The following is a 23,088-nucleotide window of genomic DNA, read 5'->3' as shown; positions in this document are numbered from 1 at the left end:
TTGTGCCAGGCGGACGTAGCTTGGCGTCATCGGGCAAGGAGCCCGGTCGGGTCGGCCCAGCGGTACACGACTCGTGACCACGGTCGACTCGCGACAGCCGGGTGCAACACCCGGGGCGGGAGTGGGTTGTGACCACACGAGCACCACATCAGCAGCACCGTCTCGACAGTGCGCAGGGGGTCGATGATCAGACCGATCTGCGCACGTATGTTCTGGACACCTCGGTTCTGCTGAGCGATCCGCGGGCGTTCTTCCGCTTCGCCGAGCACAGCGTCGTCATCCCCGTGGTGGTGATCTCCGAACTGGAGGGCAAGCGCCACGATCCGGAGATCGGCTATTTCGCCCGGCAGGCGCTGCGTCACCTCGACGAGCTGCGTGTGGAGCACGGAAGGCTCGACTTTCCCGTGCCGGTCGGCGCGGGTGGCACGCTGCGGGTCGAGCTCAACAACACCGACTCCTCGGTTCTGCCCTCGGGCATCCGCCTGAACGACAACGACAGCCGAATCCTGGCTGTCGCGATGCACCTCGCCCAGGACGGGCAGGAGGTGACCGTCGTCTCGAAGGACCTGCCGATGCGCGTCAAGGCCGCATCGCTCGGTATCAGTGCGGAGGAGTACCTGGCCGAGCAGGCCGTCGACTCGGGGTGGACAGGCATCGCCACGATCGACGTCTCGGGCGACGACATCAGCGACCTCTACGAGAGCGAAGTCGCCTCGAGCGACGACGTGCGGGGGCTTCCCGTCAACACGGGCCTGATCATCCACTCCGAACGGGGGTCGGCCCTGGGCCGGGTGAGCGGCGACGGCGAGTTCCGGCTCGTGCGCGGCGACCGGGAGGTGTTCGGTCTGCACGGGCGCTCGGCAGAGCAGCGCATCGCGATCGATCTGCTGCTCGACCCCGACGTGGGCATCGTGTCGCTCGGCGGCCGCGCCGGCACCGGCAAGTCGGCGCTCGCGCTGTGCGCGGGTCTCGAAGCCGTGCTGGAACGTCAGCAGCAGAAGAAGATCATCGTCTTCCGGCCGCTGTTCGCCGTCGGCGGGCAGGAGCTCGGGTATCTTCCAGGCGACCAGCAGGAGAAGATGAACCCCTGGGGCCAGGCGGTGTTCGACACGCTGGGCTCGGTGGTCTCCGGCAACGTGCTCGAAGAGGTCGTCGAACGGGGGATGCTGGAGGTCATGCCGTTGACCCACATCCGCGGCAGGTCTCTGCACGACGCGTTCGTGATCGTCGACGAGGCGCAGTCGCTCGAGCGCAACGTGCTGCTCACGGTGCTCAGCCGCATGGGGCAGAACTCCCGGGTCGTCCTCACCCATGATGTGGGCCAGCGCGACAACCTTCGCGTGGGCCGCCATGACGGCGTCGCCTCGGTGATCGAGACGCTCAAGGGGCACGATCTGTTCGGTCATGTGACACTCATGCGCTCGGAGCGCTCGGCGATCGCGGCGCTCGTCACCGACCTGCTGGAGGCGGGCGAACTGGCCTGACCGGCTCCGCGTCCTGTGTGGAGGAGATGGAGATGAGAAGAGTCTCATCCCCATCTCCTCCCAGTCTCACCGTGTAGTGCGACCATGGATGAGAAGCGCGAGGGGCGCGCTGCGGGGAGAGTGCACAGTGGACAGTCGGGCACGACTGGCGTTCGGTGGCGCGGCCACCGTCGCAGCCAGTGTCGCCGTCGTGTGCGCCGTCGCCCTCTCCAACGGCGCCGCCCTGGCGGACTCGAGCGGCGTGACGCTCACGGGAGCGCGCGTCGTCGTTCCCTCCGCGTCGACGGCCGCCGCGCCGGCACCGTCGCCGTCTGCTTCGGCCAGCGCGGAGGCGCCTCAGATCGATCACGTCGACGCCCCTGAGACGGTCCCGGCTCCCGAGCCGGTGGTCGTCGCGCCGGTCGCACAGACCCAGACGTCGCCCGCGACGTCGTCGACCTCGACCTCGTCGAAGTCCTCGACATCGTCGTCTTCGCGCTCCGAGAAGAGCCGCGATGAGAGTGCGGGCGAGCGCGGCGCGTCCGACGCGGTGCGCGAGTGGGCGCAGAACCAGGGGTGGTCGCAGAAGCGCACGGCAGCCTGGCTCGAGAAGGTTCAGGCCACCATGGGCGGCGACGATGCTCGCGTGGGCGACAGAGCCGACAGGGCACGACAGTCTTCCTCCGACCCCACGGAGGAATCATCCGCGAGCGACCGACGAAGCTCGCACGACGGATGGAGGAAAGGTCAATCGCACGATTCCCCTAGCGATCGCGATTGATGATGGGCCTGCGTCCCCAGCGCGGCCCCTCCCCAGCCCCCGGTGTCCCCCAGCACCGGGGGCTTCCTCGTCGGCGGGCGATACCCGCTACTCCCAGCGGTAGCCGGCTCCGCGCACCGTGACGATATGGTGCGCGCCGAGCTTGCCGCGCAGGTACCGCACGTACACGTCGACGACATTGGAGCCCGGGTCGAAATCGAGCCCCCACACCCGGCTCAAGAGCTGCTCGCGGGTGAGCACGTGACCGGGGCTGCGCAGGAACTGCTCGGCCAGCGCGAATTCCCGCGTCGACAGCTCGACCTCGACGCCGTCGACGCTCGCCTTGCGCGCCAGGATGTCGAGCACCACGTCACCGTGCGTGAGCACCATGCCGGTGGGCACGGAGCTCTCGCGCAGGCGTGAGCGCACGCGCGCCAGCAGCTCCTCGAAGGTGAACGGCTTGGCGACGTAGTCGCTGGCACCCGAATCGAGTCCTTCGACGGTGTCTCGCGTGCTCGTGCGGGCCGTGAGCATGATGATGGGGATGCCGATGCCCTGCGCGCGCGCCTGCTGCACGATCTCGTAGCCGTCGAGCGAGGGAAGGCCGATGTCGAGGAGCACGAGGTCGAAGTCGTCGCGCACGATGCGCTCCAAGGCGACCGCGCCGTCGTCGACGATCGTCGTCTCGTAGCCGTTCGCCTGGAGTCCGCGGCTGACGAACGAAGCGATCCGTGCCTCGTCTTCCACGATGAGGATCTTGGTCATTCGGCAGCCTCTCTCTGCAACACCACGTCACCGGCGCGCACCGGTGCCGGCAGCTCCGCTGCGGCCACCGGCAGCTGAATGGTGAACGTCGCGCCGCCGCCCGGCGTGTCGGTGACCGTGCACTGACCGTGGTGAGCCTTGGTGATCGCATCCACGATCGCCAGCCCCAGCCCCGAGCCGCCCACGGTGCGCTTGCCCTGGGCCCGATCGAAACGACGGAAGATGCGGTGGCGGTAGGCCGGCGGGATTCCCGGCCCGTGGTCGCGCACCCACAGCCGCACCGTATCGGCGGTGCGCACGCTCCCGATCTCGATGGGGGAGCCGGCCGGGGTGTACTTGGCAGCGTTGTCGGCCAGCTGCAGCCACGCCTGCAGCAGCCGGTCGGAGTCGCCGACGATGTCGCCCTGCGCGGTGTCGGCCACCTCCCACGTGTGCCCGGGGATCACGGCGACCAGCTCGCCGACCCGTGCCGTGAGCGCGGCGAGGTCGATCTCACCCATCGAGAACGCGTCGCCCTCCACGGCTGCGAGCAGGTCGATGTCGTCGACCAGGCGGGTCATGCGGTCGAGTTCGGCGATGCCGATCTCCCTCGTCGCGGCGACGTCGTCGAGATCTGTGGGATCCATCATCTCGAGGTGGCCGCGCACGATGGTGATGGGCGTCTTCAACTCGTGCCGCACGTCGTCGAGCAGCTGGCGCTGCACGTCGACCGACCCTTCGAGTCGGTCGAGCATCGAATTGACCGTGCGGGTGAGGTCGGAGATGTCGTCGTTGCCCTCTGCGGGCAGGCGAGGAGACAGGTCGGCGATCGTGATGGAGTCGGCCGCGTCGCGCAGCGACCGGATCGGCGAGAGGAGCCGCCCGGCGACGAACCAGCCCACGACGCCGATCGCGGCGAGCACCGCGAGGGCCGCCACGACGAAGGTCGTCATGGTGGCGGTGACCGGCTCGAGCTCGGCGCCCAGGTCGATCGCCCTGATGTAGACGCCCTGCTCGGGGTCGCCTTCCATCGTCACGGGAATGGCGATGTAGCGCAGCGACGCGGTCCCGTCGTTGAACGTGCCGCGCTTGACCTCACCGTCGGCCGTCTCGGCGACGGCGCGATCGATGAGCGCCTGATTCTGCGACAGATCGAACCCCGACAGCGTCGACGGCTTGAACCGGGGCTCTCCGTCGATCACGGCGACCGACCCCTCGTTGCGCGCCGGGACGAGTCGGGCGACGACGGCGTGCAGATAGTCCTCCACCGAGTCGAACTGGTCGAGGTTGATCGTCTCGGTCGCCGTGACCTCGCCGTCGGGATCGGGCGTGCCAGAGGGGCTCGGCGTCGCCGACGCGGTCGGATCGGGGGTCGCGACCGTCTGCAGCCTCGTCACCTGGTCCTGCAGGCGGGCGTTGACCGCCGTGAGCACGCGGTCGCGCTGCACGAGGAAGGTGACGCTGCCGACCACGGCGAGGCCGACGCACGCCACGGCGAGGATCGCCGCGAGAATGCGAGCGCGCGCCGAAATCGGGCGGGACGACGTGGTCACCCCCTGATTATCGCGCGCGCTCGCCCGTTCCGCGCGGGTCAACCCGGATGCGTCATCGAGAGCAGATCGAGCTTGGCATCCAGCTGCTCGAGGGTGATCTCGCCGCGCTCGACGTAGCCGAGGTCGATCACGGCCTCGCGCACCGTGATGCCCTTGGCCACGGAGTGCTTCGCGATCTTCGCGGCGGCCTCGTAGCCGATGACCTTGTTCAGCGGCGTCACGATCGAGGGAGACATGCCGGCGAACGCCGCGGCGCGCTCGAGGTTGGCCTCGAGCCCGTCGACGGTCTTGTCGGCGAGCACGCGCATCGCGTTGGAGAGCAGGCGGATCGACTCGAGCAGCGCCGTGCCCATCACGGGGATGGCGACGTTCAGCTCGAACGAGCCGGAGGCGCCGGCCCACGCGACCGTCGCGTCGTTGCCGATCACGCGTGCGCAGACCATGAGGGTCGCCTCGGGGACGACGGGGTTGACCTTGCCCGGCATGATCGACGAGCCGGGCTGCAGGTCGGGGATGTGCAGTTCGCCGAGTCCGGTGTTGGGGCCGGAGCCCATCCAGCGCAGGTCGTTGTTGATCTTGGTCAGCGACACCGCGATCGTGCGCAGCGCGCCGGATGCCTCGACGAGGCCGTCGCGGTTGGCCTGAGCCTCGAAGTGGTCCTTCGCCTCGGTGATCGGCAGCTCCGTCTCGGCGACGAGCAGCTCGATGACCTTCTGCGGGAAACCGAGAGGCGTGTTGATGCCGGTGCCGACGGCCGTGCCGCCCAGCGGGACCTCGCCGACGCGGGGGAGGACGGACTGCACACGCTCGATGCCGAGGCGGATCTGGCGGGCGTAGCCGCCGAACTCCTGGCCGAGCGTGACCGGGGTCGCGTCCATGAGGTGCGTGCGGCCCGACTTCACGGCGTCCTTCCACAGCTCGGCCTTCGCCTCGAGGGCGACGGCGAGGTGGTCGAGCGCCGGGATCAGGTCGTCGATGAGCGCCTGGGTGACGGCGATGTGCACCGACGTCGGGAAGACGTCGTTCGACGACTGCGAGGCGTTGACATGGTCGTTGGGGTGAACGGTGGCGCCGAGCAGACGGGTCGCGAGTGTCGCGAGCACCTCGTTCATGTTCATGTTCGACGATGTGCCCGAGCCGGTCTGGTAGGTGTCGACGGGGAAGTGCGCGTCGTAGGCGCCGGTCACGACCTCGTCGGCGGCGGCCGCGATCGCGTCGGCGATGGCTCCGTCGAGCGTGCCGAGCTCCTTGTTGGCGAGGGCCGCGGCCTTCTTGATGCGCGCCAGCGCGGCGATCTGACCGGGCTCGAGCCCCTTGCCCGAGATCGGGAAGTTCTCCACGGCACGCTGCGTCTGAGCGGCGTAGAGCGCGTCTTTGGGCACGCGCACCTCGCCCATGGTGTCGTGTTCGATGCGGTACTCGATCGCGTCGGTCATCTCGGTCACGTCCTCGTTTCCTGGTGGTGGTGTCTGTGCGGCGTCAGGCGTCGAGCCCGACGCTCACGTGCGGAACGGCGGTGCCTTCGGCCAGCCGGTAGTTGGCCCCGACGATGCCGAGGCGCCCCTCGGCCACGGCGTCGCTGATGAGCTTCGACGACGCCAGCAGGTCGTCGACCGTGTTGCGCAGGTGCTCGCGGCCGACCAGCTCGGCGTCGACGGTGTGCGCCGTCGCGTCGGGGGTGGCCCTCAGCACGGTGCGCGCGGCCGGCACGATGCGGGCGATGAGGCGCCAGATCGCCGGAGGAAGCTCCGCCGCCTCCGGGTCCGTCGAGTCGATCGCGGCGCGCACGGCGCCGCATCCGTCGTGGGCGAGCACGACCACCAGCGACACCTTCAGCACGGCGACGGCGTATTCGAGGCTCGCGATGGCCGAGTCGGAGACGACCTGGCCCGCGTTGCGCACGACGAACAGGTCGCCGAGGCCCTGGTCGAAGATGATCTCTGCCGCCAGTCGCGAGTCGGAGCAGCCGAAGAGCACCGCGCGCGGAGTCTGCACGGTGGCCAGCTCGTGGCGGCGGTCGGCGTCTTGACGCGGATGCTGCGGCGCCCCGTCGACGAAGCGAGCGTTGCCGGCGCGCATGTCGTGCCACACCGATCGAGGGGTCTGCTGCTCGGTCACGGGGTCTCCTCACGCAGGGCCGACACATCGTCGGCGATCGAGGCGGCGGCGGTCTCGAGGCTCGCGTCGTCGGAGCCGTAGACGATGACGGTGTCGGCGCCCGCCTGGGTGCTCAGGGCCGCCGAGATGTTGCCCGCGCGCTGAGCATCGGAGATCTCGTAGCGGATCCAGTCGATGCCGTCGATCACGACGGTCTCGCCGACGGCGGCGCCGGTGAGCACGCGGGCGGGCCAGCCGGCATCGGCTTCGAAGCCCTGCGCGACCCGCACGAAGCTCGTGCCCTGATCGTCGTCCTGCGCCCAGACCACGGCGAAGGCCCGCAGGCCCCCGACGTCGTCGAGCTGCGCGAGGTTGGCGACCCAGCCCTCACCCATGTCGGGCGCGACGATCGGCTGACCCTCGGTGTCGGCGACCTGCGCCGCGACGGCGGTGACGTCGATCGGATCGGCCTCCGCGAGAGTGCCTCTGGGGACGGCGAAGAAGATCACGGCGACCACGGCGACGGTCACGATCAGTGCGGCGACGAGGTTGCGCGCCGTCTGCGACGAACGGTAGACGCGCGACGACTCCGCCTTGCGCGCGGCGGTCTCGTCCGGCGTCTCGGGCCGGCCGAGCTCGGCGACGATGCGCTGCGCCATCAGGCCTCCGGCCCCTCGGCCTCGGCCCGCGCCGCATCCAGGCGCCGCTTGGCGCCCAGCAGCCACTCCTCGCAGCGGGCCGCGAGGGCCTCGCCGCGCTCCCAGAGGGTGAGCGACTGCTCGAGCGTGGGCGCGCCCTGCTCGAGTTCGGCGACGACGCGCACGAGCTCGTCGCGGGCCTGCTCGAACGACATGCTCGCCACGTCGGTGCTGGCCGGGGAGGTCTCGGTCACGGTGTCCATCCTAGTTCGACACGGCATCGCCGGTTTCGGCGACGGGTCCCTGCGAGCGGGCCGCGAACGACCCCTCGGCGACGGTGACGACGACGGTCGTGCCGTTCGGCGCCTGCGCGGCATCGCGCACGATGACGCCGTCGCCGAGGTGTGCGATCGCATAGCCGCGCGCCAGCGTCGACGCGGGTGAGAGCGCACGCAGTGTCGCCCGCAGCTCCGCGGCGCGCCGCGCGCCGGTCTCGATGCGGCGGTCGATGAGGTCTCTGCCCCGAGACACCTGCAGCCACAGCTGCTGCGCGCGCGCGTCGATGAGCGTGTCAGGCGCTCGCAGCACGGGTCGCGAGCGCAGCTGCTCGAGCTGGGCGATGTCGTGGGTGACCCGCTGCGTGAGCCGGCCGGTCAGGCGTGAGCGCAGGTGAGCCACGAGCGCCCGCTGCTCCGAGACGTCGGGCACGACGCGCTTGGCGGCATCGGTCGGGGTGGAGGCGCGCAGGTCGGCGACATCGTCGAGCAGGGGGTGATCGTTCTCGTGGCCGATGGCGCTGACGACGGGGGTGGATGCCGCGGCCACCGCGCGCAGCAGCCGCTCGTCGCTGAAGCCCAGCAGGGTCTGCGGGTCGCCTCCTCCGCGGGCGATGACGATGACATCGACGTCGGGATCGGCATCCAGCGCCTTCAGTGCCGCGATCGTCTCCGGCACGCACCGGTCGCCCTGCACGGCCGCGTGCTGCGTGCGGAAGCGCACCTGTGGCCAGCGCAGCTCGGCGTTGCGATGCACGTCCTTCTCGGCATCCGACCGTTCTCCCGTGATGAGCCCGATGAGATGCGGCAGAAACGGCAGCGGCTTCTTGCGGGCGGAGTCGAACAGCCCCTCCGCCTTCAGCTGGGCGCGCAGCCGCTCGAGCCGTTCGAGCTGGTCGCCGAGACCGACGTGGCGCATGGCCGAGACGGCGAAGGTGAAGTCGCCGCTTCGGGGGTAGTAGTCGGCCTTCACGCACGTGATGACGTGATCGCCGACCTTGAGATCGGCGGGCAGGCGCTGCCGGGTGCTCGACCAGATGCGGATCGAGATGGTCGAATCGGTGACGAGGTCTTTGATGCGGCCGAACACATTGCCGCCGCGCACGTTCCACGACGTGATCTCACCCTCGACCCACACCGACCCCCAGCGTTCGATGAATCCGCGGATGGTGTCGTTGAGCCGTGAGACCGAGGTCGGCGCGTCGAGCGTCGAGTCGCGGGGCGAGACCGAGTCGGCTGGGGGCGGCTCGCCCGGCACGGGCTCGGCCTGGAAGGTCGTCATCCGGTCCTCTCGGTGTTCGTCGCCGGGCAGGGGCCCGCCGTCATGCGGCGCTCGCCCAGGGCGGTCGCCGTAGACTCTTGTCGATGAGCAGCACAGCGATCCGCATGCCCGTGCCCCGCGTACCGCGGCGCCGCGAGCTGCTTCAGGATATCCCGGTGCCCGGACACAAGCGGGTGCTGCTGGCCTCGCCCCGTGGATACTGCGCCGGCGTCGACCGCGCGGTCATCGCGGTCGAGAAGGCCCTCGAGCGCTTCGGCGCCCCCGTGTACGTGCGCAAGCAGATCGTGCACAACATCCACGTCGTGACCGAGCTGGAAGCCCTGGGGGCGATCTTCGTCGACGAGGTCGATGAAGTCCCGGAGGGCGCCCACGTCGTCTTCAGCGCCCACGGCGTGTCGCCTGCGGTCGTCAGCGCGGCGTCGGAGCGCGGCCTGCGCGCCATCGACGCGACGTGTCCGCTCGTGACCAAGGTGCACCGCGAAGCGGTGCGGTTCGCCCGCGACGACTACGAGATCCTGCTGATCGGCCACACCGGGCATGAGGAGGTCGAGGGCACGGCGGGGGAGGCCCCCGACCATGTCACGGTCGTGAACTCGCCCGAAGAGGCGGCGCTGGTCGAGGTGCGCGACCCATCGAAGGTCGTGTGGCTGTCGCAGACGACGCTCTCGGTCGACGAGACGATGGAGACGGTGCGGCGTCTGCGCGAGCGTTTTCCCGAGCTGCACGATCCGCCCTCCGACGACATCTGCTATGCGACGCAGAACCGTCAGGTCGCGATCAAGAAGGTCGCGAAGGATGCCGACCTCGTGATCGTGGTGGGCTCGGCCAACTCGTCGAACAGCGTGCGACTGGTCGAGGTGGCCCTGGAGTACGGCGCCAAGGCCGCCTACCGGGTGGACTATGCCGATGAGGTCGAGCAGGCGTGGCTCGACGGCGTCGAGACCGTGGGCGTCACCAGTGGCGCTTCGGTGCCCGAGGTGCTGGTGCAGGAGGTGCTCGCCGACCTGGCCGCCGCCGGGTACGGCGACGTCGAAGAGGTGCGCACGGCCGAGGAGGACCTGATGTTCTCGCTGCCCAAGGAGCTCCGGCAGGATGCCGCCGGCTCCCGCGACGCGCGCGCGCTGGGCGGACGGACCCGCGCGTGACCGACGCCGCGACGCCCGCGCCCGACGAGCACCCGGCGAGCGGCGCGCCGTCGCGCCCCCGCTACGGCGAGTATGCGACGCCCGAAGAGCAGCGCGCCCGCATCCGGCAGCCCGACGTGACGGCCGCCTACGATGCGGGGCACGCCGTGCCGGCGCCGACCACGGCTCCGTCGCCGAACGGCGTCGGACACGACCCGCAGGCGGCGCCGGCGGCCGCGACGCGGCAGCATCCGGTCGACCGCGTCGTGACGACGGGCCTGCTGGGCTTCGGCTTCGTCAACGTGCTCTTCTCTGCGTTCGGCTATCTCGACCTGGCTGCCGTCATCCAGAACGCGTGGGAGATCATCGGCATCGACGGCAGCTTCACCAACACCGCCTCGGCACAGCTGTGGGGCCCGATCGCCGCCGGCGTGCTGGTGATCGGCTACCTGGCGACCGCCTTCATCTCGTTCCGCGTGATGCGCTCTGGGCGCATCGCGTGGTGGATCCCGCTGGTCGGAGCCGTCGTCAGCTTCATCGGCGTCTACGCCTGCCTGCTCGTCCCGCTGCTGTCGGATCCCGGGTTCATCGACTACGTCCTCGCGGGCGCCTGAGGGCGCCGCGCAGGAACGGTAGCCTCGGAGCATGCCGCGCCTCCTCGCCGTCTGCGTCGTCCGCCAGCTGCTGCCCGATGCGGGCACGATCGGGGTGACCGCGATCGACAAGCAGCCGGTCGAGGGCGCCGTGAAGATCGGGCCGTACGGCGTCTACGCCGACGTGCAGGCCGACCGCAAGCATCACGGGGGGCTCGACAAGGCGCTCTACGCCTACGCGCAGGAAGACGCCGCGCACTGGGAGGGGGAGCTCGGCCGCGAGCTGCCGCCCGGATTCTTCGGCGAGAACCTGCGCACCGAGGGCATCGACGTCAACGCCGCACTGATCGGCGAGCGCTGGCGCATCGGCGACCGCGTCGAGGTGGAGGTCACGATGCCGCGCACGCCGTGCCAGACCTTCGCGCGTTGGGTGGGCGGGCCCGACGAGCGCGGCTGGGTCAAGCGCTTCTCGGCCGAACGCCGCCTCGGACCGTATCTGCGGGTCGTGACGGGTGGTCGCGTGCGCGCGGGCGACGAGATCGTCGTCGTGCACCGCCCCGAGGGCGCGCCCGGGCTGCTCGAGGGCTATCGGGACCCGAGATGACGAAGGCCCGGGGTAGTTCCCCGGGCCTTCGTCATTCGGTGTGTCAGCTTTGCGAGTGCCCGTAGGAGCCGAGCTCGCGGGTCGCCTCGACGACGCGGGCGGCCATCGCCGACTCGGCGACCTTGCCCCAGGCCCGAGGGTCGTAGGCCTTCTTGTTGCCCACCTCGCCGTCGACCTTGAGCACGCCGTCGTAGTTCTGGAACATGAAGCCCGCGACCGAGCGCGTGAAGGCGTACTGCGTGTCGGTGTCGATGTTCATCTTGACGACGCCGTTGCTGACCGCCTCGGCGATCTCTTCCGGAGTCGAGCCGCTGCCGCCGTGGAAGACGAGGTCGAGGGGCTTGGGGCCGGTGCCGAAACGCTCGGCGATGCCCGCCTGGATCTCGCCGAGCAGCTCGGGCTTGAGCTTGACGTTGCCCGGCTTGTAGACGCCGTGCACGTTGCCGAAGGTGAGGGCGGCGATGTAGCGGCCGTTCTCGCCGAGGCCGAGAGCCTCGACGAACTTCGCGACGTCACCGGTGGTCGTGTACAGTGCGTCGTTGGTTCCCTCGTGCTTGACGCCGTCCTCTTCACCGCCGACGACGCCGATCTCGACCTCGAGGATCGCGTTGATGGCCTTCAGCCGCGGCAGCAGCTCCTTGGCGATCTCGACGTTCTCGTCGAGCGGCACGGCCGAGCCGTCCCACATGTGCGACTGGAAGATGGGCTGGCCTCCGTCGGCGACGACCTGCTCCGACGCGGCGATCAGCGGCAGCACGAAGTCGTCGAGTGCGGGCTTGGGGCAGTGGTCGGTGTGCAGGGCGACCGTGATGGGGTAGCTCTTGGCGACCTCGTGCACATAGGCGGCGAAGGCGAGGGCGCCCGTGGCGCGGGCCTTGACGGTGTGGCCGGCGAAGTAGTCGGCACCTCCCGTCGTGACCTGCAGGATGCCGTCGGAACCTGCCTCGGTGAGGCCCTGGAGGACCGCGTTGACGGACTGCGAGCTGGCCGCGTTGATGGCGGGGTAGGCGAAGCCACCCGCCTTCGCGCGGTCCAGCATCTCGGCGTACTGCTCTGGGGTGGCGACGGGCATGACAGCTCCTCCGGTCGGCGTGCGTTCATGGCCAGCCTAGCGAAGGAGGGTGGGCGCGGGGGATGCCGTCGCCCGGACAAATGACGGGCCGTCGGCGTCCTGCCGGTGGTGAAAGAAACACGATTCCTTCGCGCCGGTTGCGGCGAAAGACGCCGTGTGAGGCGCCTGAAATGGGTACTCTGGCGGCATGGTGAGCCTTACCGCGGACATGAGCCCGCTGCATCCCGATCGAAATCTGGCCCTCGAACTCGTTCGGGCCACCGAGGCCGCGGCGATCCGCTCGGTGCCGTTCATCGGCCGAGGTGCGAAGGAGGCCGCCGACGGCGCCGCCGTCGACGCGATGAGGGCGTTCCTGACGACCGTGAACTTCGACGGCGTGATCGTGATCGGCGAGGGCGAGAAGGACAACGCGCCCATGCTCTTCAACGGCGAGCATGTCGGCACGGGCCGCGGGCCCCAGTGCGACATCGCCGTCGACCCGATCGACGGCACGTCGCTGACCGCCGAGGGGCGCAACAACGCACTCTCGGTGCTCGCGGTCTCGGACCGCGGCACGATGCTCGACGCCTCGAGCGTCTTCTACATGGACAAGCTCGTCACCGGTCCCGCCGGCGTCGGGGTGGTCGACATCCGGCTGCCGATCGGCGAGAACATCCGCCTGCTCGCGAAGGCGCTCGGCAAGCCGGTCGACGAGATGGTCGTCTCTGTGCTGAACCGCCCCCGGCACGAGAGCCTCATCGACGAGATCCGCGAGGCGGGTGCCGGAACGCGCCTCATGAGCGACGGCGACGTCGCCGGCGGCATCAACGCCGCGCGCTACAACGCCCGCACCGACATGTGCGTCGGCATCGGCGGGAGCCCCGAGGGCATCGTCACGGCGTGCGCGATCAAGGCCCTCGGCGGCCACATCCAGGGGCGCCTGTGGCCGCGCGACGACGACGAGAAGCAGAAGGGCGTCGATGCGGGACTCAAGCTCGACGGCTATGTCTACGAAGCCGACGAGATGGTCAAGGGCAAGAACACGATCTTCGTGGCCACGGGTGTGACCAACGGCGAGCTGGTCGCGGGGGTGCGGCGTGCCGGACCCGACTACCTCTTCACCGAGAGCGTCGTGCTGCGCGGCGCATCGGGAACCCTGCGTCGCATCACGTCGGAGCACCTCACGTCGAAGTGGCTGTGACGACCCCCGAGGGCTGAGCCCGCAGCATCCGCGTCCTCGGCGCGCCTCCGTTATCGACCAGGCTCTCGGGGCGAGGGTGGGGGCGTGGCATTGGACTTCACCGCGATCGACTTCGAGACGGCGAACTCCTCCAATGCGTCCGCCTGCGCGGTGGGGCTCGCGCGGGTGCGCGGCGGTCAGGTCGTGGCGACGGCCGGCTGGCTGATCCGGCCTCCCGCCGGCCACGACCGGTTCTTCGAGCTGAACACCCGCATCCACGGCATCCGCGCAGAAGACGTCGTCGGCGCGAAGGGCTGGAGCGATCAGCTCGATGATCTCGCCGCCTTCGCGGGCGCCGATGTGCTCGTGGCGCACAACGCGGGGTTCGACATGACGGTGATCCGCCGCGCGTGCGAGGCGACCGGTGATGCGCACCCGCCCTACCGGTACGTCTGCAGCCTGCAGGTGGCACGGAAGACCTACGACCTGGCCTCGTACCGCCTTCCGCTGGCCGCGGAGGCAGCCGGCTTCACCGGATTCGCTCATCACGACGCCTCGGCCGATGCGCTCGCCTGCGCGCACATCATGATCGATGCGGCGCGTCGCACGGGGGCTGCCGACATCGTCGAGCTCGCGGCGCTGTCTGGGGTCAAGGTGTCGCAGATGTCGATGCCCGCCGAAGAGCCGGCGCACTTCGCCGCAGCCTGAGCGCGGCTGCGCTCCGATGTCGGAGGCCCGCGTCATGCTGTCGTCATGGATGCAGGGATGCTGTCGCTCATCGTCATCGGGTGCCTTCTGGCCGGAGCCCTCTTCGGCTGGGCGCTGGGTCATGCGCGGGCGACGGCCCGCGCGGCGCGCGCGCAGTCGGAGCTGACGGCCCGCGCGGCCGCCGCCGAAGCGGCGCGTGCGGGCGTGCAGGCTCAGCTCGACCACCAGCAGACGCTCTATCGCGAGTTGGCTGCCCAGACGCGGCACGACCAGGCATCGCGCGAAGAGCGCGAGCGGCGCGAACAGGCGGTGCTGCGGGCGCTCGAACCCGTGCGCGAGACTCTCCAGACGATGCAGGTCAAAGTCGACGACCTCGAGCGCGACCGGCAGAGCCAGTTCGGCACGCTGGCAGAGCAGCTGCGACGTGCCCAGGAATCCGACGAGGTCCTGCGGGCCACCACCGAGTCGCTCGCGAGTGCGCTGAGTTCGAGTTCGACCCGTGGGGTGTGGGGCGAGACGCAGCTGCGGCGTGTCGTGGAGGCGGCGGGGCTCACCCGCTACGTCGACTTCGATCTGCAGGCCTCGATCTCGTCCGACGCCGGTGCCGGCCGCCCCGACATGGTCATCCACCTGCCGGGCGACAAGGCGATCGCGGTCGATGCGAAGGTGCCGCTGGCCGCGTACCTCGAGGCCAGCGCGATTCCGCTCACGGCGCAGGGCGACGAGGCCCGCCGCCGCCAGGGCCTGCTCGACAAGCACGTGAAGGCCGTGCGCGCGCATGTCGACGCGTTGGCCGGCAAGGCCTACTGGGCCGGTCTTCCGACCAGCCCCGAGTTCGTCATCTGCTTCGTGCCGAGCGAGTCACTCCTGGCCGTGGCGCTGGAGGCCGACCCGAGCCTGCTCGACTACGCGTTCGGCAAGCGCGTCGCGCTCGCATCGCCGGTCAACCTGTGGGCCGTGCTCAAGACGATCGCCTACACGTGGACGCAGCAGAGCGTGTCGGCCGAGGCACGCACGCTGTTCGACCTCGGCACGCAGCTCTACGAACGGCTCGGCGGACTCGCCGGTCACGCCGACGATCTGCGCAAGGCGATCGAGCGCACGGTCGACAGCTACAACCGGTTCGTCGGGTCGCTGGAGTCGCGCGTGCTCGTCACGGCGCGGCGATTCCCCGGCATCGACGAGACGAAGCTCGATGCCGTCAACGGCCCAGAGCCGATCGAGAAGGCGGCCCGTCGACTGACCGCGCCCGAATTGCTCGAGACGACCACCGACTCGCTGCCGACGGCCGACCTGGGCGAACTGCGCGAGCGCCTGTGATCAGGCGCCGCCGGGGACGAGGCTGAGCAGTGCGATGACGGCGCCGGAGACGGCGACGAACGCGCCGATCATCCACCACGCCGACACCTGGTGGCCCTCATCGCGACGCACGCGAAAGAGAACGTCAGGGCGGCGAGAGGGGTCGGTCGCGTCGGCGATGACCGCGTGCGCGCCGGTCTGCGGCGCGGAACCGTTCACCTGAACAGACATCGAGACCCCCTGGGTGAATCCTCGGAAAGGCGGATGCGTCCACGTTGACACCGGGATCGATTCTGCCAGAGAACCCTGGGAACACGCGGTCACATCTGCATCACGAGTAGCTGGGAGTCCCACGCGCCGCGGCCGATGGCTCTGCGTCGAGCGCGGCGAGTAGGGTGCGATCATGGCGACTCGCGACGAGATGTCCCGTTCCTTCGGCTCCGCCGCCGAGGCATACGAACAGGGGCGGCCCGGGTATCCGGTCGCAGCTGTGGAGTGGATGCTGCAGCCGCTCGGCGCGACGACGCACGCGCCGCGCGTGGCCGATATCGGGGCCGGCACCGGCAAGCTGACGAGGGCGCTCGTCGATCAGGCGGTACAGGTGGTCGCGGTCGATCCGGACGCGCAGATGCTCGCCCGGCTGCACGCCGTGCTGCCGACCGTGCCGACCTTCGTCGGCTCGGCCGAGGCGCTGCCGCTGCCCGATGCGAGCCTGGATGCGGCCGTGTTCGGGCAGGCATGGCACTGGGTCGAACCGGGCGCCGCGTCGCTCGAAGTGGGCAGGGTCGTGCGGCAGGGCGGGGTGCTGGGTCTCGTGTGGAACATCCGCGACGAGGGCGTCGACTGGGTGAGGCGGATGACCGCGATCATGCACGGCAGCAACGCCGAGCAGATGATCTCGGACGACGACGTGCGCGTGGCGGCGCCGTTCGGCGCGCTCGAGCGGGCGCGCTGGACCTGGTCGCGCCCGATGACCCGCGCGGGGCTGCTGGCGATGGTCCGCTCGCGCAGCTACGTCATCACGGCCGAGCCGGTCGAGCGCGCGCGCATCGAGAGCGAGCTCGCGGCGCTGTTCGACGAGGTCGGAGCAGTCGGCGAGGCTGCCGTCGAGCTGCCCTACGTGACCGAGGCGTTCCGAGCGATCAGGGAGTGAGCATGCGCACCCTCACCGTCTGCAACTTCACCACCGTCGACGGCTTCTACGAAGACGACGACCACGACATCGGGTCGTTCTTCGAGCACCAGCATCCTGACTACGGGGGCGCCGACACCTTCGATCACTACACGACCGGTCTGCTGCGCGATGCCGACACACTGCTGCTGAGCGGCAGGCGGTCCTTCCTGGGCAACCTGGGGTACTGGACGGGTGTGCGCGACGATCCGGAGGCCACCGCCATCCGCCGCGAGTTCGCCGACCTCATTCTCGGAGTCGAGAAGATCGTCGTCTCCGACACGATCACCGAAGACGACATCGCTCCGTATCCGCACACACGCATCGTGCGGGTCGCCGACGCCCGCGCCGAGGTCGCCGCACTCAAAGAGGCGGAGGGCCGCAGCATCCTGGTCCTGCTCGGTCGCGTGCTGTGGAACGACCTGATGCGCGCGGGACTCGTCGACGAGCTGCACCTCGTGACCTTCCCGTTGATCGCGGGCGGGGGAGTGGCGCTGTTCGACGAGCGGCCGGCGGTCGCGCTGAAGCTGCTCGAGACCCGGGTGTGGGAGGAATCGGGCAACGTGCTGATGCGGTGGCGGGTCGATCCGGACTGAACGGCCCGGGCAGCCCGCGTAGACTCGAGTCCCGTGGCTCTTACCATCGGAATCGTCGGTCTCCCCAACGTCGGCAAGTCGACCCTGTTCAACGCGCTGACCAAGAACCAGGTGCTTGCGGCGAATTATCCGTTCGCGACGATCGAGCCCAACATCGGCGTCGTCAACCTGCCCGACCCGCGGCTCGACACGCTCGCCGAGATATTCCATTCCGAGCGGATCCTGCCCGCCGCCGTCTCGTTCGTCGACATCGCGGGCATCGTCCGCGGCGCGAGCGAGGGCGAGGGGCTCGGCAACAAGTTCCTCGCGAACATCCGCGAGGCAGACGCCATCGCGCAGGTCGTGCGCGGCTTCGCTGACGACGACGTCGTGCACGTCGACGGCGCGGTGAACCCGGCGAGCGACATGGAGACCATCAACGCCGAGCTGCAGCTGGCCGACCTCGAGACGCTCGAGAAGGCGATCACGCGGTACGAGAAGGAGGTCAAGGGCCGCAAGCTCGACCCCTCCGTGCTGGCCACGGCGGTCGAGGCGCGCGACGCGCTTCAGCGCGGCGAACTGCTCTCGGCTTCGCGCATCGATCTCGCACCGATCAAGGAGCTGGGCCTGCTCACCGCGAAGCCCTTCATCTTCGTCTTCAACGTGGACGAGACCGTGCTGACGGATGCTGCCCGCAAGGCCGAGCTTGAAGCCCTCGTCGCCCCCGCCCAGGCCGTGTTCCTCGACGCGAAGATCGAGTCGGAGCTCATCGACCTCGACCCCGCAGACGCGGCGGAGCTGCTGGCATCCACCGGTCAGGACGAATCGGGCCTCGACCAGCTGGCCCGCATCGGGTTCGACACCCTGGGCCTTCAGACCTACCTCACCGCCGGCCCCAAGGAGGCCCGCGCGTGGACGATCGGCAAGGGCTGGAAGGCGCCGCAGGCGGCAGGCGTCATCCACACCGACTTCGAGCGAGGGTTCATCAAGGCCGAGGTCATCTCGTTCGACGACCTGGTCGCGACGGGGTCTGTCGTCGAGGCGCGCGCCAAGGGCAAGGCGCGCCTGGAGGGCAAGGACTATGTCATGCAGGACGGCGACGTCGTGGAGTTCCGCTTCAACGTATGACGTCTGCTCGCACACGCGACGTCTGCGTGCGCCCATCGGCGACGTCCAGCGTCACCATGAACAGCAGCCGCTCATCGGGTGACGGATCGAGCATCTCCTCGGTGTGGAGAACCATGATCACGCCATCGTCATGAGGATCATTTCCGCTGAACGCATTGCCGCTGGGGACGCGTTCCACTCCGATGCGTGACCCGTCGGCGCGGACGACCTCGATGTCCACGACTGTCCCGGTGACCTCGGAGACCGGGACGTCGAGCGGATGGAGGGCCTGGAAGAACCGGCCGTCGCGGGTGGTGAGGTACGTCCACGTCACTCGCTGATAGCGCGTGACTTCGAGGCCGCAGCAGGTGTGCTCGCCGTCGGCCTCGATGATGATCTCCATCCGCATCCGCTCACGCTGCCGGTGCGTCATACGTCGGCGAAGTCGTTGCCCGGCGCCTGGATGCCGGAGACCGTGTCACCGTCGAGGATCACGAGGACGAACGTCGTGCCGACGGTGCCCGGGCTCGTGAGCGACTCGGTGCCGGCAGCATCCAGCGGATCCACGCTGAGCTGCTCGGGGGTTCCGTCCTGGTCTTCGTCCGAGATGGCGAGGCCTCCCGCAGCGAGGACGTCGGCCCGGTCGGAGCCGACCGCGATGCCCGAAGGGGTCGACACCGGCAGCCCGGCGAGGGTCTCTCGACGCACCGAGATGGAGACGCCGGGGCCGTCGCCCACCATCACCACGGCACCGTCGCCCCAATCGTATGTCGTCACCGTGCCCTCGTACGGGGCGGGAACGTCCTCCTCGGTGACGACCGGGTCGATCCCGCTGGCGGCGGTCACGGCGGCGACGAGTGCGGCACCGTCGGAGTAGGCGATCTCCTCCACGGCGCTGCCCGACTGCACGGCGACGCCCGTCGTGGAGACCACGAGAACGGCCGTCGTCACCGTCTCGGACGCGGTCGGAGAGGGGACTGCGGGGGCACCTGCCGCCGGGTCCGAGGCGGAGGGCGACGCAGCGGGCGACACGGCGGTGCACGCAGTGAGCGCGAGCGAGGTCATCATGACGGCGGCGACGAGGGCACGATGGCGCATTGCGCAACGCGAGCAGCGACGCGGCCGTCGTCCGTGCGGCGCGGTGCCGCTGAGCCACTCCTGCGCGCGGTACCGTTCGTCGCTCAGGGATGCGGTGCGGACGTGATGGCAGGATTGATCGGTGAGCGCGACACTGGTGGCCCGAGACCTTGCCGGCGGATACGGACACCGCACACTCTTCGAGGGAGTCGACCTGACCGTCGCGGCGGGCGACGTCGTCGGGGTGGTCGGTGCGAACGGCGCGGGCAAGTCCACGCTGCTGCGGCTGCTGGCCGGCGTCGACCAGCCTCAGGGTGGGAGCGTCTCGGTCGCACCCGCCGATGCGTTCGTCGGCTGGCTGCCGCAGGAGCACGAGCGGCTCGAGGGCGAGAGCGTCGCGGCGTACGTCGCGCGGCGCACCGGGTGCGCGCAGGCGACGAGCGACATGGATGCGGCGGCCGCGGCTCTCGCCGACCCGGCACCGGTCACCGGAGCCGATCCCGCCGACGTGTACTCGACGGCACTCGAGCGCTGGCTGGCCAGCGGCGCCGCCGACCTCGACGAGCGCCTGCCCGCTGTGCTCGACGACCTGGGACTCGATCTCGGCGACGCGCCGGAGCGCACGCTCATGACGTCGCTGTCCGGCGGCCAGGCCGCCCGCGTCGGACTCGCGGCACTGCTGCTGTCGCACTTCGACATCGTGCTGCTCGACGAGCCCACGAACGACCTCGACCTCGACGGACTGGAGCGACTCGAGGCGTTCGTGCGCGGCATCCGCGGGGGCGTCGTGCTGGTCAGTCACGACCGCGAGTTCCTCGCGCGCAGCGTGACGCGCGTGCTCGAACTCGACATCGCGCAGCACACGAACCGGCTCTACGGCGGCGGATACGACGCCTATCTCGAGGAGCGGGCGACGGTTCGGCGGCACGCGCGCGAGAAGTACGACGAGTTCGCCGAGAAGAAGGCCGATCTGGTCGCGCGGGCCCGCGTGCAGCGGGAATGGTCGAGCCAGGGCGTACGCAACGCGATGCGCAAGGCCCCCGACAACGACAAGATCCGTCGCAAGGCGTCGACCGAGTCCAGCGAGAAGCAGGCGCAGAAGGTGCGGCAGATGGAAAGCCGCATCGCGCGGCTCGACGAGGTCGAGGAGCCGCGCAAGGAGTGGCAGCTGCAGTTCACGATCGGCGCGGCGCCTCGCGCGAGCACCGTCGTGTCGACGCTGAGCGCTGCCGCGTACCGCCAGGGCGACTTCACGCTCGGGCCGGTGTCGCTGCAGGTCAACGCGGGGGAGCGCATCGGCATCACCGGGCCCAACGGCGCCGGCAAGTCGACGCTGCTGCGGGCGCTGCTGGGGCGACAGCATCCGGATTCGGGGTCTGCGAGCGTCGGCGCGAACGTGCAGATCGGCGAGATCGACCAGGCGCGGTCGCTGCTCACCGGCCCGCTGCCGCTGGCCGGCGCGTTCGAGCAGCTCGTGCCCGAGATGGCCTCGGCCGAGGTGCGCACGCTCCTGGCCAAGTTCGGCCTGAAGGCCGATCACGTCTCGCGTCCCGCGGGTGAGCTGTCGCCGGGGGAGCGCACCCGCGGCGCGCTCGCTCTGCTGCAGGCGCGCGGGGTCAACGTGCTCGTGCTCGACGAGCCGACCAATCACCTCGACCTGCCGGCGATCGAACAGCTCGAGCAGGCGCTGGAGTCGTACGAGGGGACCCTGCTGCTGGTCACCCACGATCGGCGGATGCTGCAGACCGTGCGCACCGACCGGCACTGGCGCGTCGAGTCCGGGCGTGTCGCCGAGCTCTGACCGCGTTCAGCGGAGCAGCTCGTCCACGAGTCTTTCGACGCGCGCGCGGATCTCGTCGCGCACGGCGCGGACGGCCTCGATCGGCTGGCCTGCGGGGTCGTCGAGCTGCCAGTCCTCGTAGCGCGTGCCGGGGAAGATCGGGCACGTGTCGCCGCAGCCCATAGTGATGACGACGTCCGACTCGCGTACCGCATCGACGGTGAGCACCTTCGGGGTCTCGCCCACGATGTCGATGCCCTCCTCGGCCATGGCGGCGACCGCGACCGGGTTGATCCGGTCGGCCGGTTCGGAGCCCGCCGAGAGCACCTCGATGCGCCCGCCGCCGAGCTCGCGCAGGTAGCCCGCGGCCATCTGCGACCTGCCGGCGTTGTGCACGCAGACGAACAGCACGGTGGGGGTGGAGGTCATGGTCCCATTCTCTGGGATCGCGCCCGAATCGTCCGCCGGGGGTGAACCGCGCAGCATCCGTTCTGCGGTAGACACGAGGGAACGGCTCTCGGGAGGTCACGGTGAACGGAGCGCTCGGCGCGAATCTCGGCTGGCTGATCGGCCTGGCCGTGCAGGCGGCGATCATCGCCGTCGCTCTCATCGTCATCCCCCGGCGGCGCAAGCCCACGGCGGCGATGGCGTGGATCCTGCTGATCGTCATCGTGCCGCTCGTGGGATGGGTCTTCTATCTGCTGATCGGCAGCTTCCGGCTGCCGGCGAAACGCCGAGACGAGCAGCGATCGATCGACCAACTGATCGCAGCGCGGGCGGGCGAGCAGGTCACACCTGTCGAGGGCGACTGGTCGGCGTCGTTCGCGACGGTGCTCGCGCAGAACACCGCGCTGACCCATCTGCCGCCGGTCGACGGCAACGGTGCGCGGCTGTACGCCGACTATCGGCAGTCGATCGACGCGATGGCGGCCGACATCGACCGGGCGGCATCCTGGGTGCACGTCGAGTTCTACATCGTCTCGTGCGACACCACGACGCAGGGCTTCTTCGACGCGATGGAGCGCGCCGTCGCGCGGGGGGTCACGGTGCGGCTGCTGGCCGACTACGTCGCCACGCGGCGCCTCGGCAACTGGAAGGAGACGACGGCACTGCTCGACCGCATCGGCGTGCAGTGGGCGTGGATGCTGCCGGTGCGGCCCCTGCGCGGCGAGTACCAGCGCCCCGACCTGCGCAACCACCGCAAGATCGTCGTCGTCGACGGCACGGTCGGCTACCTCGGCTCGCAGAACCTCATCTCGCGCGACTACAACTCGCCGAAGAACCAGAAGCGTGGGCTGATGTGGCAGGAGCTGGTTTCGCGCATCGAGGGGCCCGCGGTCGCGGCGATCAACGCCGTGTTCCTCTCGGACTGGAAGGTCGAGACGGGCGAGCTCGCGTCAGCCGAGACGCTGGCGGCGGGCGACGTGGCGCGCAGCGATGAGAATCTGCTCTGCCAGGTGGTGCCGAGCGGTCCCGCGTACGACACCGAGAACAACCTGCGCCTGTTCCTCTCGCTCATCCACGGGGCGACCGAGCGCGTCATCATCACGAGTCCGTACTTCGTCCCCGACGAGGCGATGGTCTACGCGATCACCACCGCGTGTCAGCGCGGGCTCGAGGTGCAGCTGTTCGTCTCCGAGATCGGCGACCAGTTCATGGTGTGGCACGCCCAGCGCTCGTACTACGAAGTGCTGCTGGAGGCGGGGGTGCGGATCTTCCTCTACCCGGCGCCCTACATCCTGCACTCCAAGCACTTCTCCATCGACGACGACATCGCCGTGATCGGCTCGAGCAACATGGACATCCGCTCCTTCAGCCTCAACGCCGAAGTCATGATGCTCGTGCGCGGTGCGGGCTTCGTCGCGCAGATGCGCGAGGTCGAAGAGGACTACCGGCAGGCGGGGCGAGAGCTCACCCTCGCGCAGTGGCGCGAGGAGCCTCGAAGCTCGACGTTCCTCGATGGAGTGATGCGGCTCACCTCCGCCTTGAACTGAGCGCGACGCACGA

General features: G+C 69.8%; 25 protein-coding genes. 12 read left to right on the top strand and 13 right to left on the bottom strand.

Features of this window, described 5'->3' with window-relative positions:
* Nucleotides 1–128: 128 nt before the first annotated feature.
* Nucleotides 129–1,484 carry a PhoH family protein gene (locus OAW74_RS06945; RefSeq protein WP_262873574.1) on the top strand — a complete coding sequence of 452 codons (1,356 nt, stop codon included), beginning with the start codon at nucleotides 129–131 and terminating at the stop codon, nucleotides 1,482–1,484.
* Nucleotides 1,485–1,829: 345 nt separating this feature from the next.
* On the opposite strand, the gene OAW74_RS06940 is transcribed toward OAW74_RS06945, so the two are convergent.
* The 8 genes from OAW74_RS06940 to xseA form a co-directional block, all read right to left on the bottom strand.
* Nucleotides 1,830–2,057, bottom strand: a complete 228-nt coding sequence (locus OAW74_RS06940; RefSeq protein WP_262873573.1) for a hypothetical protein — start codon at nucleotides 2,055–2,057, stop codon at nucleotides 1,830–1,832.
* Nucleotides 2,058–2,331: 274 nt separating this feature from the next.
* Nucleotides 2,332–2,988 carry a response regulator transcription factor gene (locus OAW74_RS06935; RefSeq protein WP_262873572.1) on the bottom strand — a complete coding sequence of 219 codons (657 nt, stop codon included), beginning with the start codon at nucleotides 2,986–2,988 and terminating at the stop codon, nucleotides 2,332–2,334.
* On the bottom strand, nucleotides 2,985–4,520 hold the full coding sequence (locus OAW74_RS06930) for a sensor histidine kinase (protein WP_262873571.1): 1,536 nt from the start codon (nucleotides 4,518–4,520) through the stop codon (nucleotides 2,985–2,987). The genes OAW74_RS06935 and OAW74_RS06930 overlap by 4 nt, the downstream gene beginning before the upstream one ends.
* Before the next feature lie 38 nt (nucleotides 4,521–4,558).
* The gene (locus OAW74_RS06925; RefSeq protein WP_262873944.1) at nucleotides 4,559–5,956 is read right to left on the bottom strand and encodes a class II fumarate hydratase; all 1,398 of its coding nucleotides are present in this window, start codon (nucleotides 5,954–5,956) and stop codon (nucleotides 4,559–4,561) included.
* Between the two features lie 43 nt (nucleotides 5,957–5,999).
* On the bottom strand, nucleotides 6,000–6,599 hold the full coding sequence (locus OAW74_RS06920) for a carbonic anhydrase (protein WP_262873943.1): 600 nt from the start codon (nucleotides 6,597–6,599) through the stop codon (nucleotides 6,000–6,002).
* A 35-nt stretch (nucleotides 6,600–6,634) separates the two neighbouring features.
* Nucleotides 6,635–7,276 carry a DUF4245 domain-containing protein gene (locus OAW74_RS06915; protein ID WP_262873570.1) on the bottom strand — a complete coding sequence of 214 codons (642 nt, stop codon included), beginning with the start codon at nucleotides 7,274–7,276 and terminating at the stop codon, nucleotides 6,635–6,637.
* Nucleotides 7,276–7,509, bottom strand: a complete 234-nt coding sequence (locus OAW74_RS06910; protein WP_378733527.1) for an exodeoxyribonuclease VII small subunit — start codon at nucleotides 7,507–7,509, stop codon at nucleotides 7,276–7,278. The genes OAW74_RS06915 and OAW74_RS06910 overlap by 1 nt, the downstream gene beginning before the upstream one ends.
* A gap of 10 nt (nucleotides 7,510–7,519) precedes the next feature.
* A complete protein-coding gene (xseA, locus tag OAW74_RS06905) occupies nucleotides 7,520–8,812 on the bottom strand; it encodes an exodeoxyribonuclease VII large subunit (RefSeq protein ID WP_262873568.1) in 1,293 nt (430 codons plus the stop codon).
* Between the two features lie 83 nt (nucleotides 8,813–8,895).
* Between xseA and OAW74_RS06900 the strand changes: the two genes are divergently transcribed.
* From OAW74_RS06900 to OAW74_RS06890, 3 genes are read left to right on the top strand one after another with little or no spacing between them, the layout of a single operon-like run.
* Nucleotides 8,896–9,957 (top strand): 4-hydroxy-3-methylbut-2-enyl diphosphate reductase, encoded by a 1,062-nt coding sequence (locus OAW74_RS06900; RefSeq protein WP_262873567.1) that lies wholly within the window; start codon nucleotides 8,896–8,898, stop codon nucleotides 9,955–9,957.
* On the top strand, nucleotides 9,954–10,550 hold the full coding sequence (locus OAW74_RS06895; protein WP_262873566.1) for a DUF6264 family protein: 597 nt from the start codon (nucleotides 9,954–9,956) through the stop codon (nucleotides 10,548–10,550). The genes OAW74_RS06900 and OAW74_RS06895 overlap by 4 nt, the downstream gene beginning before the upstream one ends.
* A gap of 31 nt (nucleotides 10,551–10,581) precedes the next feature.
* Nucleotides 10,582–11,133: an MOSC domain-containing protein gene (locus OAW74_RS06890; RefSeq protein ID WP_262873565.1), complete on the top strand. Its 552-nt coding sequence runs from the start codon at nucleotides 10,582–10,584 to the stop codon at nucleotides 11,131–11,133.
* A 43-nt stretch (nucleotides 11,134–11,176) separates the two neighbouring features.
* Here the strand turns inward: OAW74_RS06890 and fbaA are convergent, their stop codons facing one another.
* Nucleotides 11,177–12,205, bottom strand: a complete 1,029-nt coding sequence (fbaA, locus tag OAW74_RS06885) for a class II fructose-bisphosphate aldolase (protein WP_262873564.1) — start codon at nucleotides 12,203–12,205, stop codon at nucleotides 11,177–11,179.
* Between the two features lie 187 nt (nucleotides 12,206–12,392).
* On the opposite strand from fbaA, the gene glpX reads away from it, so the two are divergent.
* From glpX to OAW74_RS06870, 3 genes are all read left to right on the top strand, one after another.
* Nucleotides 12,393–13,385: a class II fructose-bisphosphatase gene (gene glpX / locus OAW74_RS06880; RefSeq protein ID WP_262873563.1), complete on the top strand. Its 993-nt coding sequence runs from the start codon at nucleotides 12,393–12,395 to the stop codon at nucleotides 13,383–13,385.
* 84 nt (nucleotides 13,386–13,469) lie between these two features.
* A complete protein-coding gene (locus OAW74_RS06875; RefSeq protein WP_262873562.1) occupies nucleotides 13,470–14,072 on the top strand; it encodes a 3'-5' exonuclease in 603 nt (200 codons plus the stop codon).
* Between the two features lie 45 nt (nucleotides 14,073–14,117).
* Nucleotides 14,118–15,392, top strand: a complete 1,275-nt coding sequence (locus OAW74_RS06870; RefSeq protein WP_262873561.1) for a DNA recombination protein RmuC — start codon at nucleotides 14,118–14,120, stop codon at nucleotides 15,390–15,392.
* Here OAW74_RS06870 and OAW74_RS06865 read toward each other — a convergent pair whose 3' ends face one another.
* On the bottom strand, nucleotides 15,393–15,602 hold the full coding sequence (locus tag OAW74_RS06865) for a UDP-N-acetylmuramyl pentapeptide phosphotransferase (protein WP_262873560.1): 210 nt from the start codon (nucleotides 15,600–15,602) through the stop codon (nucleotides 15,393–15,395).
* 172 nt (nucleotides 15,603–15,774) lie between these two features.
* On the opposite strand from OAW74_RS06865, the gene OAW74_RS06860 reads away from it, so the two are divergent.
* From OAW74_RS06860 to ychF, 3 genes are read left to right on the top strand one after another with little or no spacing between them, the layout of a single operon-like run.
* On the top strand, nucleotides 15,775–16,524 hold the full coding sequence (locus OAW74_RS06860) for a class I SAM-dependent methyltransferase (RefSeq protein WP_262873559.1): 750 nt from the start codon (nucleotides 15,775–15,777) through the stop codon (nucleotides 16,522–16,524).
* A gap of 2 nt (nucleotides 16,525–16,526) precedes the next feature.
* The gene (locus tag OAW74_RS06855; protein WP_262873942.1) at nucleotides 16,527–17,138 is read left to right on the top strand and encodes a dihydrofolate reductase family protein; all 612 of its coding nucleotides are present in this window, start codon (nucleotides 16,527–16,529) and stop codon (nucleotides 17,136–17,138) included.
* Nucleotides 17,139–17,171: 33 nt separating this feature from the next.
* Nucleotides 17,172–18,245, top strand: coding sequence for a redox-regulated ATPase YchF (ychF, locus tag OAW74_RS06850; RefSeq protein ID WP_262873558.1), 1,074 nt, complete (start codon nucleotides 17,172–17,174; stop codon nucleotides 18,243–18,245).
* On the opposite strand, the gene OAW74_RS06845 is transcribed toward ychF, so the two are convergent.
* Together OAW74_RS06845 and OAW74_RS06840 are read right to left on the bottom strand one after the other, a co-directional pair.
* Nucleotides 18,235–18,627 carry a hypothetical protein gene (locus OAW74_RS06845; protein WP_262873557.1) on the bottom strand — a complete coding sequence of 131 codons (393 nt, stop codon included), beginning with the start codon at nucleotides 18,625–18,627 and terminating at the stop codon, nucleotides 18,235–18,237. The genes ychF and OAW74_RS06845 overlap by 11 nt on opposite strands.
* Before the next feature lie 26 nt (nucleotides 18,628–18,653).
* Nucleotides 18,654–19,322 (bottom strand): hypothetical protein, encoded by a 669-nt coding sequence (locus OAW74_RS06840; protein WP_262873556.1) that lies wholly within the window; start codon nucleotides 19,320–19,322, stop codon nucleotides 18,654–18,656.
* Between the two features lie 121 nt (nucleotides 19,323–19,443).
* On the opposite strand from OAW74_RS06840, the gene OAW74_RS06835 reads away from it, so the two are divergent.
* Entirely contained in the window at nucleotides 19,444–21,102 is a 1,659-nt protein-coding gene (locus OAW74_RS06835; protein WP_262873555.1) for an ABC-F family ATP-binding cassette domain-containing protein, read from the top strand.
* A 6-nt stretch (nucleotides 21,103–21,108) separates the two neighbouring features.
* Here the strand turns inward: OAW74_RS06835 and OAW74_RS06830 are convergent, their stop codons facing one another.
* Entirely contained in the window at nucleotides 21,109–21,510 is a 402-nt protein-coding gene (locus OAW74_RS06830; RefSeq protein ID WP_262873554.1) for an arsenate reductase ArsC, read from the bottom strand.
* A 101-nt stretch (nucleotides 21,511–21,611) separates the two neighbouring features.
* On the opposite strand from OAW74_RS06830, the gene cls reads away from it, so the two are divergent.
* On the top strand, nucleotides 21,612–23,075 hold the full coding sequence (gene cls, locus OAW74_RS06825) for a cardiolipin synthase (RefSeq protein ID WP_262873553.1): 1,464 nt from the start codon (nucleotides 21,612–21,614) through the stop codon (nucleotides 23,073–23,075).
* The last annotated feature ends 13 nt before the right edge of the window (nucleotides 23,076–23,088 follow it).

The sequence above is a fragment of the Microbacterium fluvii genome, from assembly GCF_025515205.1.
In the GTDB taxonomy this organism is placed as follows: Bacteria; Actinomycetota; Actinomycetes; order Actinomycetales; family Microbacteriaceae; genus Microbacterium; species Microbacterium fluvii.
Note: the sequence above shows the minus strand (reverse complement) of the source record. Positions and strands in the feature narration are given on the sequence as shown.

Coding starts and splice junctions, on each gene's coding strand:
- OAW74_RS06865 (WP_262873560.1), bottom strand. CDS start 15,602: ATGTCTGTTCAGGTGAACGGTTCCGCGCCGCAGACCGGCGCGCACGCG.
- OAW74_RS06860 (WP_262873559.1), top strand. CDS start 15,775: ATGGCGACTCGCGACGAGATGTCCCGTTCCTTCGGCTCCGCCGCCGAG.
- OAW74_RS06890 (WP_262873565.1), top strand. CDS start 10,582: ATGCCGCGCCTCCTCGCCGTCTGCGTCGTCCGCCAGCTGCTGCCCGAT.
- OAW74_RS06845 (WP_262873557.1), bottom strand. CDS start 18,627: ATGGAGATCATCATCGAGGCCGACGGCGAGCACACCTGCTGCGGCCTC.
- xseA (WP_262873568.1), bottom strand. CDS start 8,812: ATGACGACCTTCCAGGCCGAGCCCGTGCCGGGCGAGCCGCCCCCAGCC.
- fbaA (WP_262873564.1), bottom strand. CDS start 12,205: ATGCCCGTCGCCACCCCAGAGCAGTACGCCGAGATGCTGGACCGCGCG.
- glpX (WP_262873563.1), top strand. CDS start 12,393: ATGGTGAGCCTTACCGCGGACATGAGCCCGCTGCATCCCGATCGAAAT.
- OAW74_RS06935 (WP_262873572.1), bottom strand. CDS start 2,988: ATGACCAAGATCCTCATCGTGGAAGACGAGGCACGGATCGCTTCGTTC.
- OAW74_RS06830 (WP_262873554.1), bottom strand. CDS start 21,510: ATGACCTCCACCCCCACCGTGCTGTTCGTCTGCGTGCACAACGCCGGC.
- OAW74_RS06925 (WP_262873944.1), bottom strand. CDS start 5,956: ATGACCGACGCGATCGAGTACCGCATCGAACACGACACCATGGGCGAG.
- OAW74_RS06900 (WP_262873567.1), top strand. CDS start 8,896: ATGAGCAGCACAGCGATCCGCATGCCCGTGCCCCGCGTACCGCGGCGC.
- OAW74_RS06870 (WP_262873561.1), top strand. CDS start 14,118: ATGGATGCAGGGATGCTGTCGCTCATCGTCATCGGGTGCCTTCTGGCC.
- OAW74_RS06915 (WP_262873570.1), bottom strand. CDS start 7,276: ATGGCGCAGCGCATCGTCGCCGAGCTCGGCCGGCCCGAGACGCCGGAC.
- OAW74_RS06840 (WP_262873556.1), bottom strand. CDS start 19,322: ATGCGCCATCGTGCCCTCGTCGCCGCCGTCATGATGACCTCGCTCGCG.
- OAW74_RS06920 (WP_262873943.1), bottom strand. CDS start 6,599: ATGCGCGCCGGCAACGCTCGCTTCGTCGACGGGGCGCCGCAGCATCCG.
- OAW74_RS06855 (WP_262873942.1), top strand. CDS start 16,527: ATGCGCACCCTCACCGTCTGCAACTTCACCACCGTCGACGGCTTCTAC.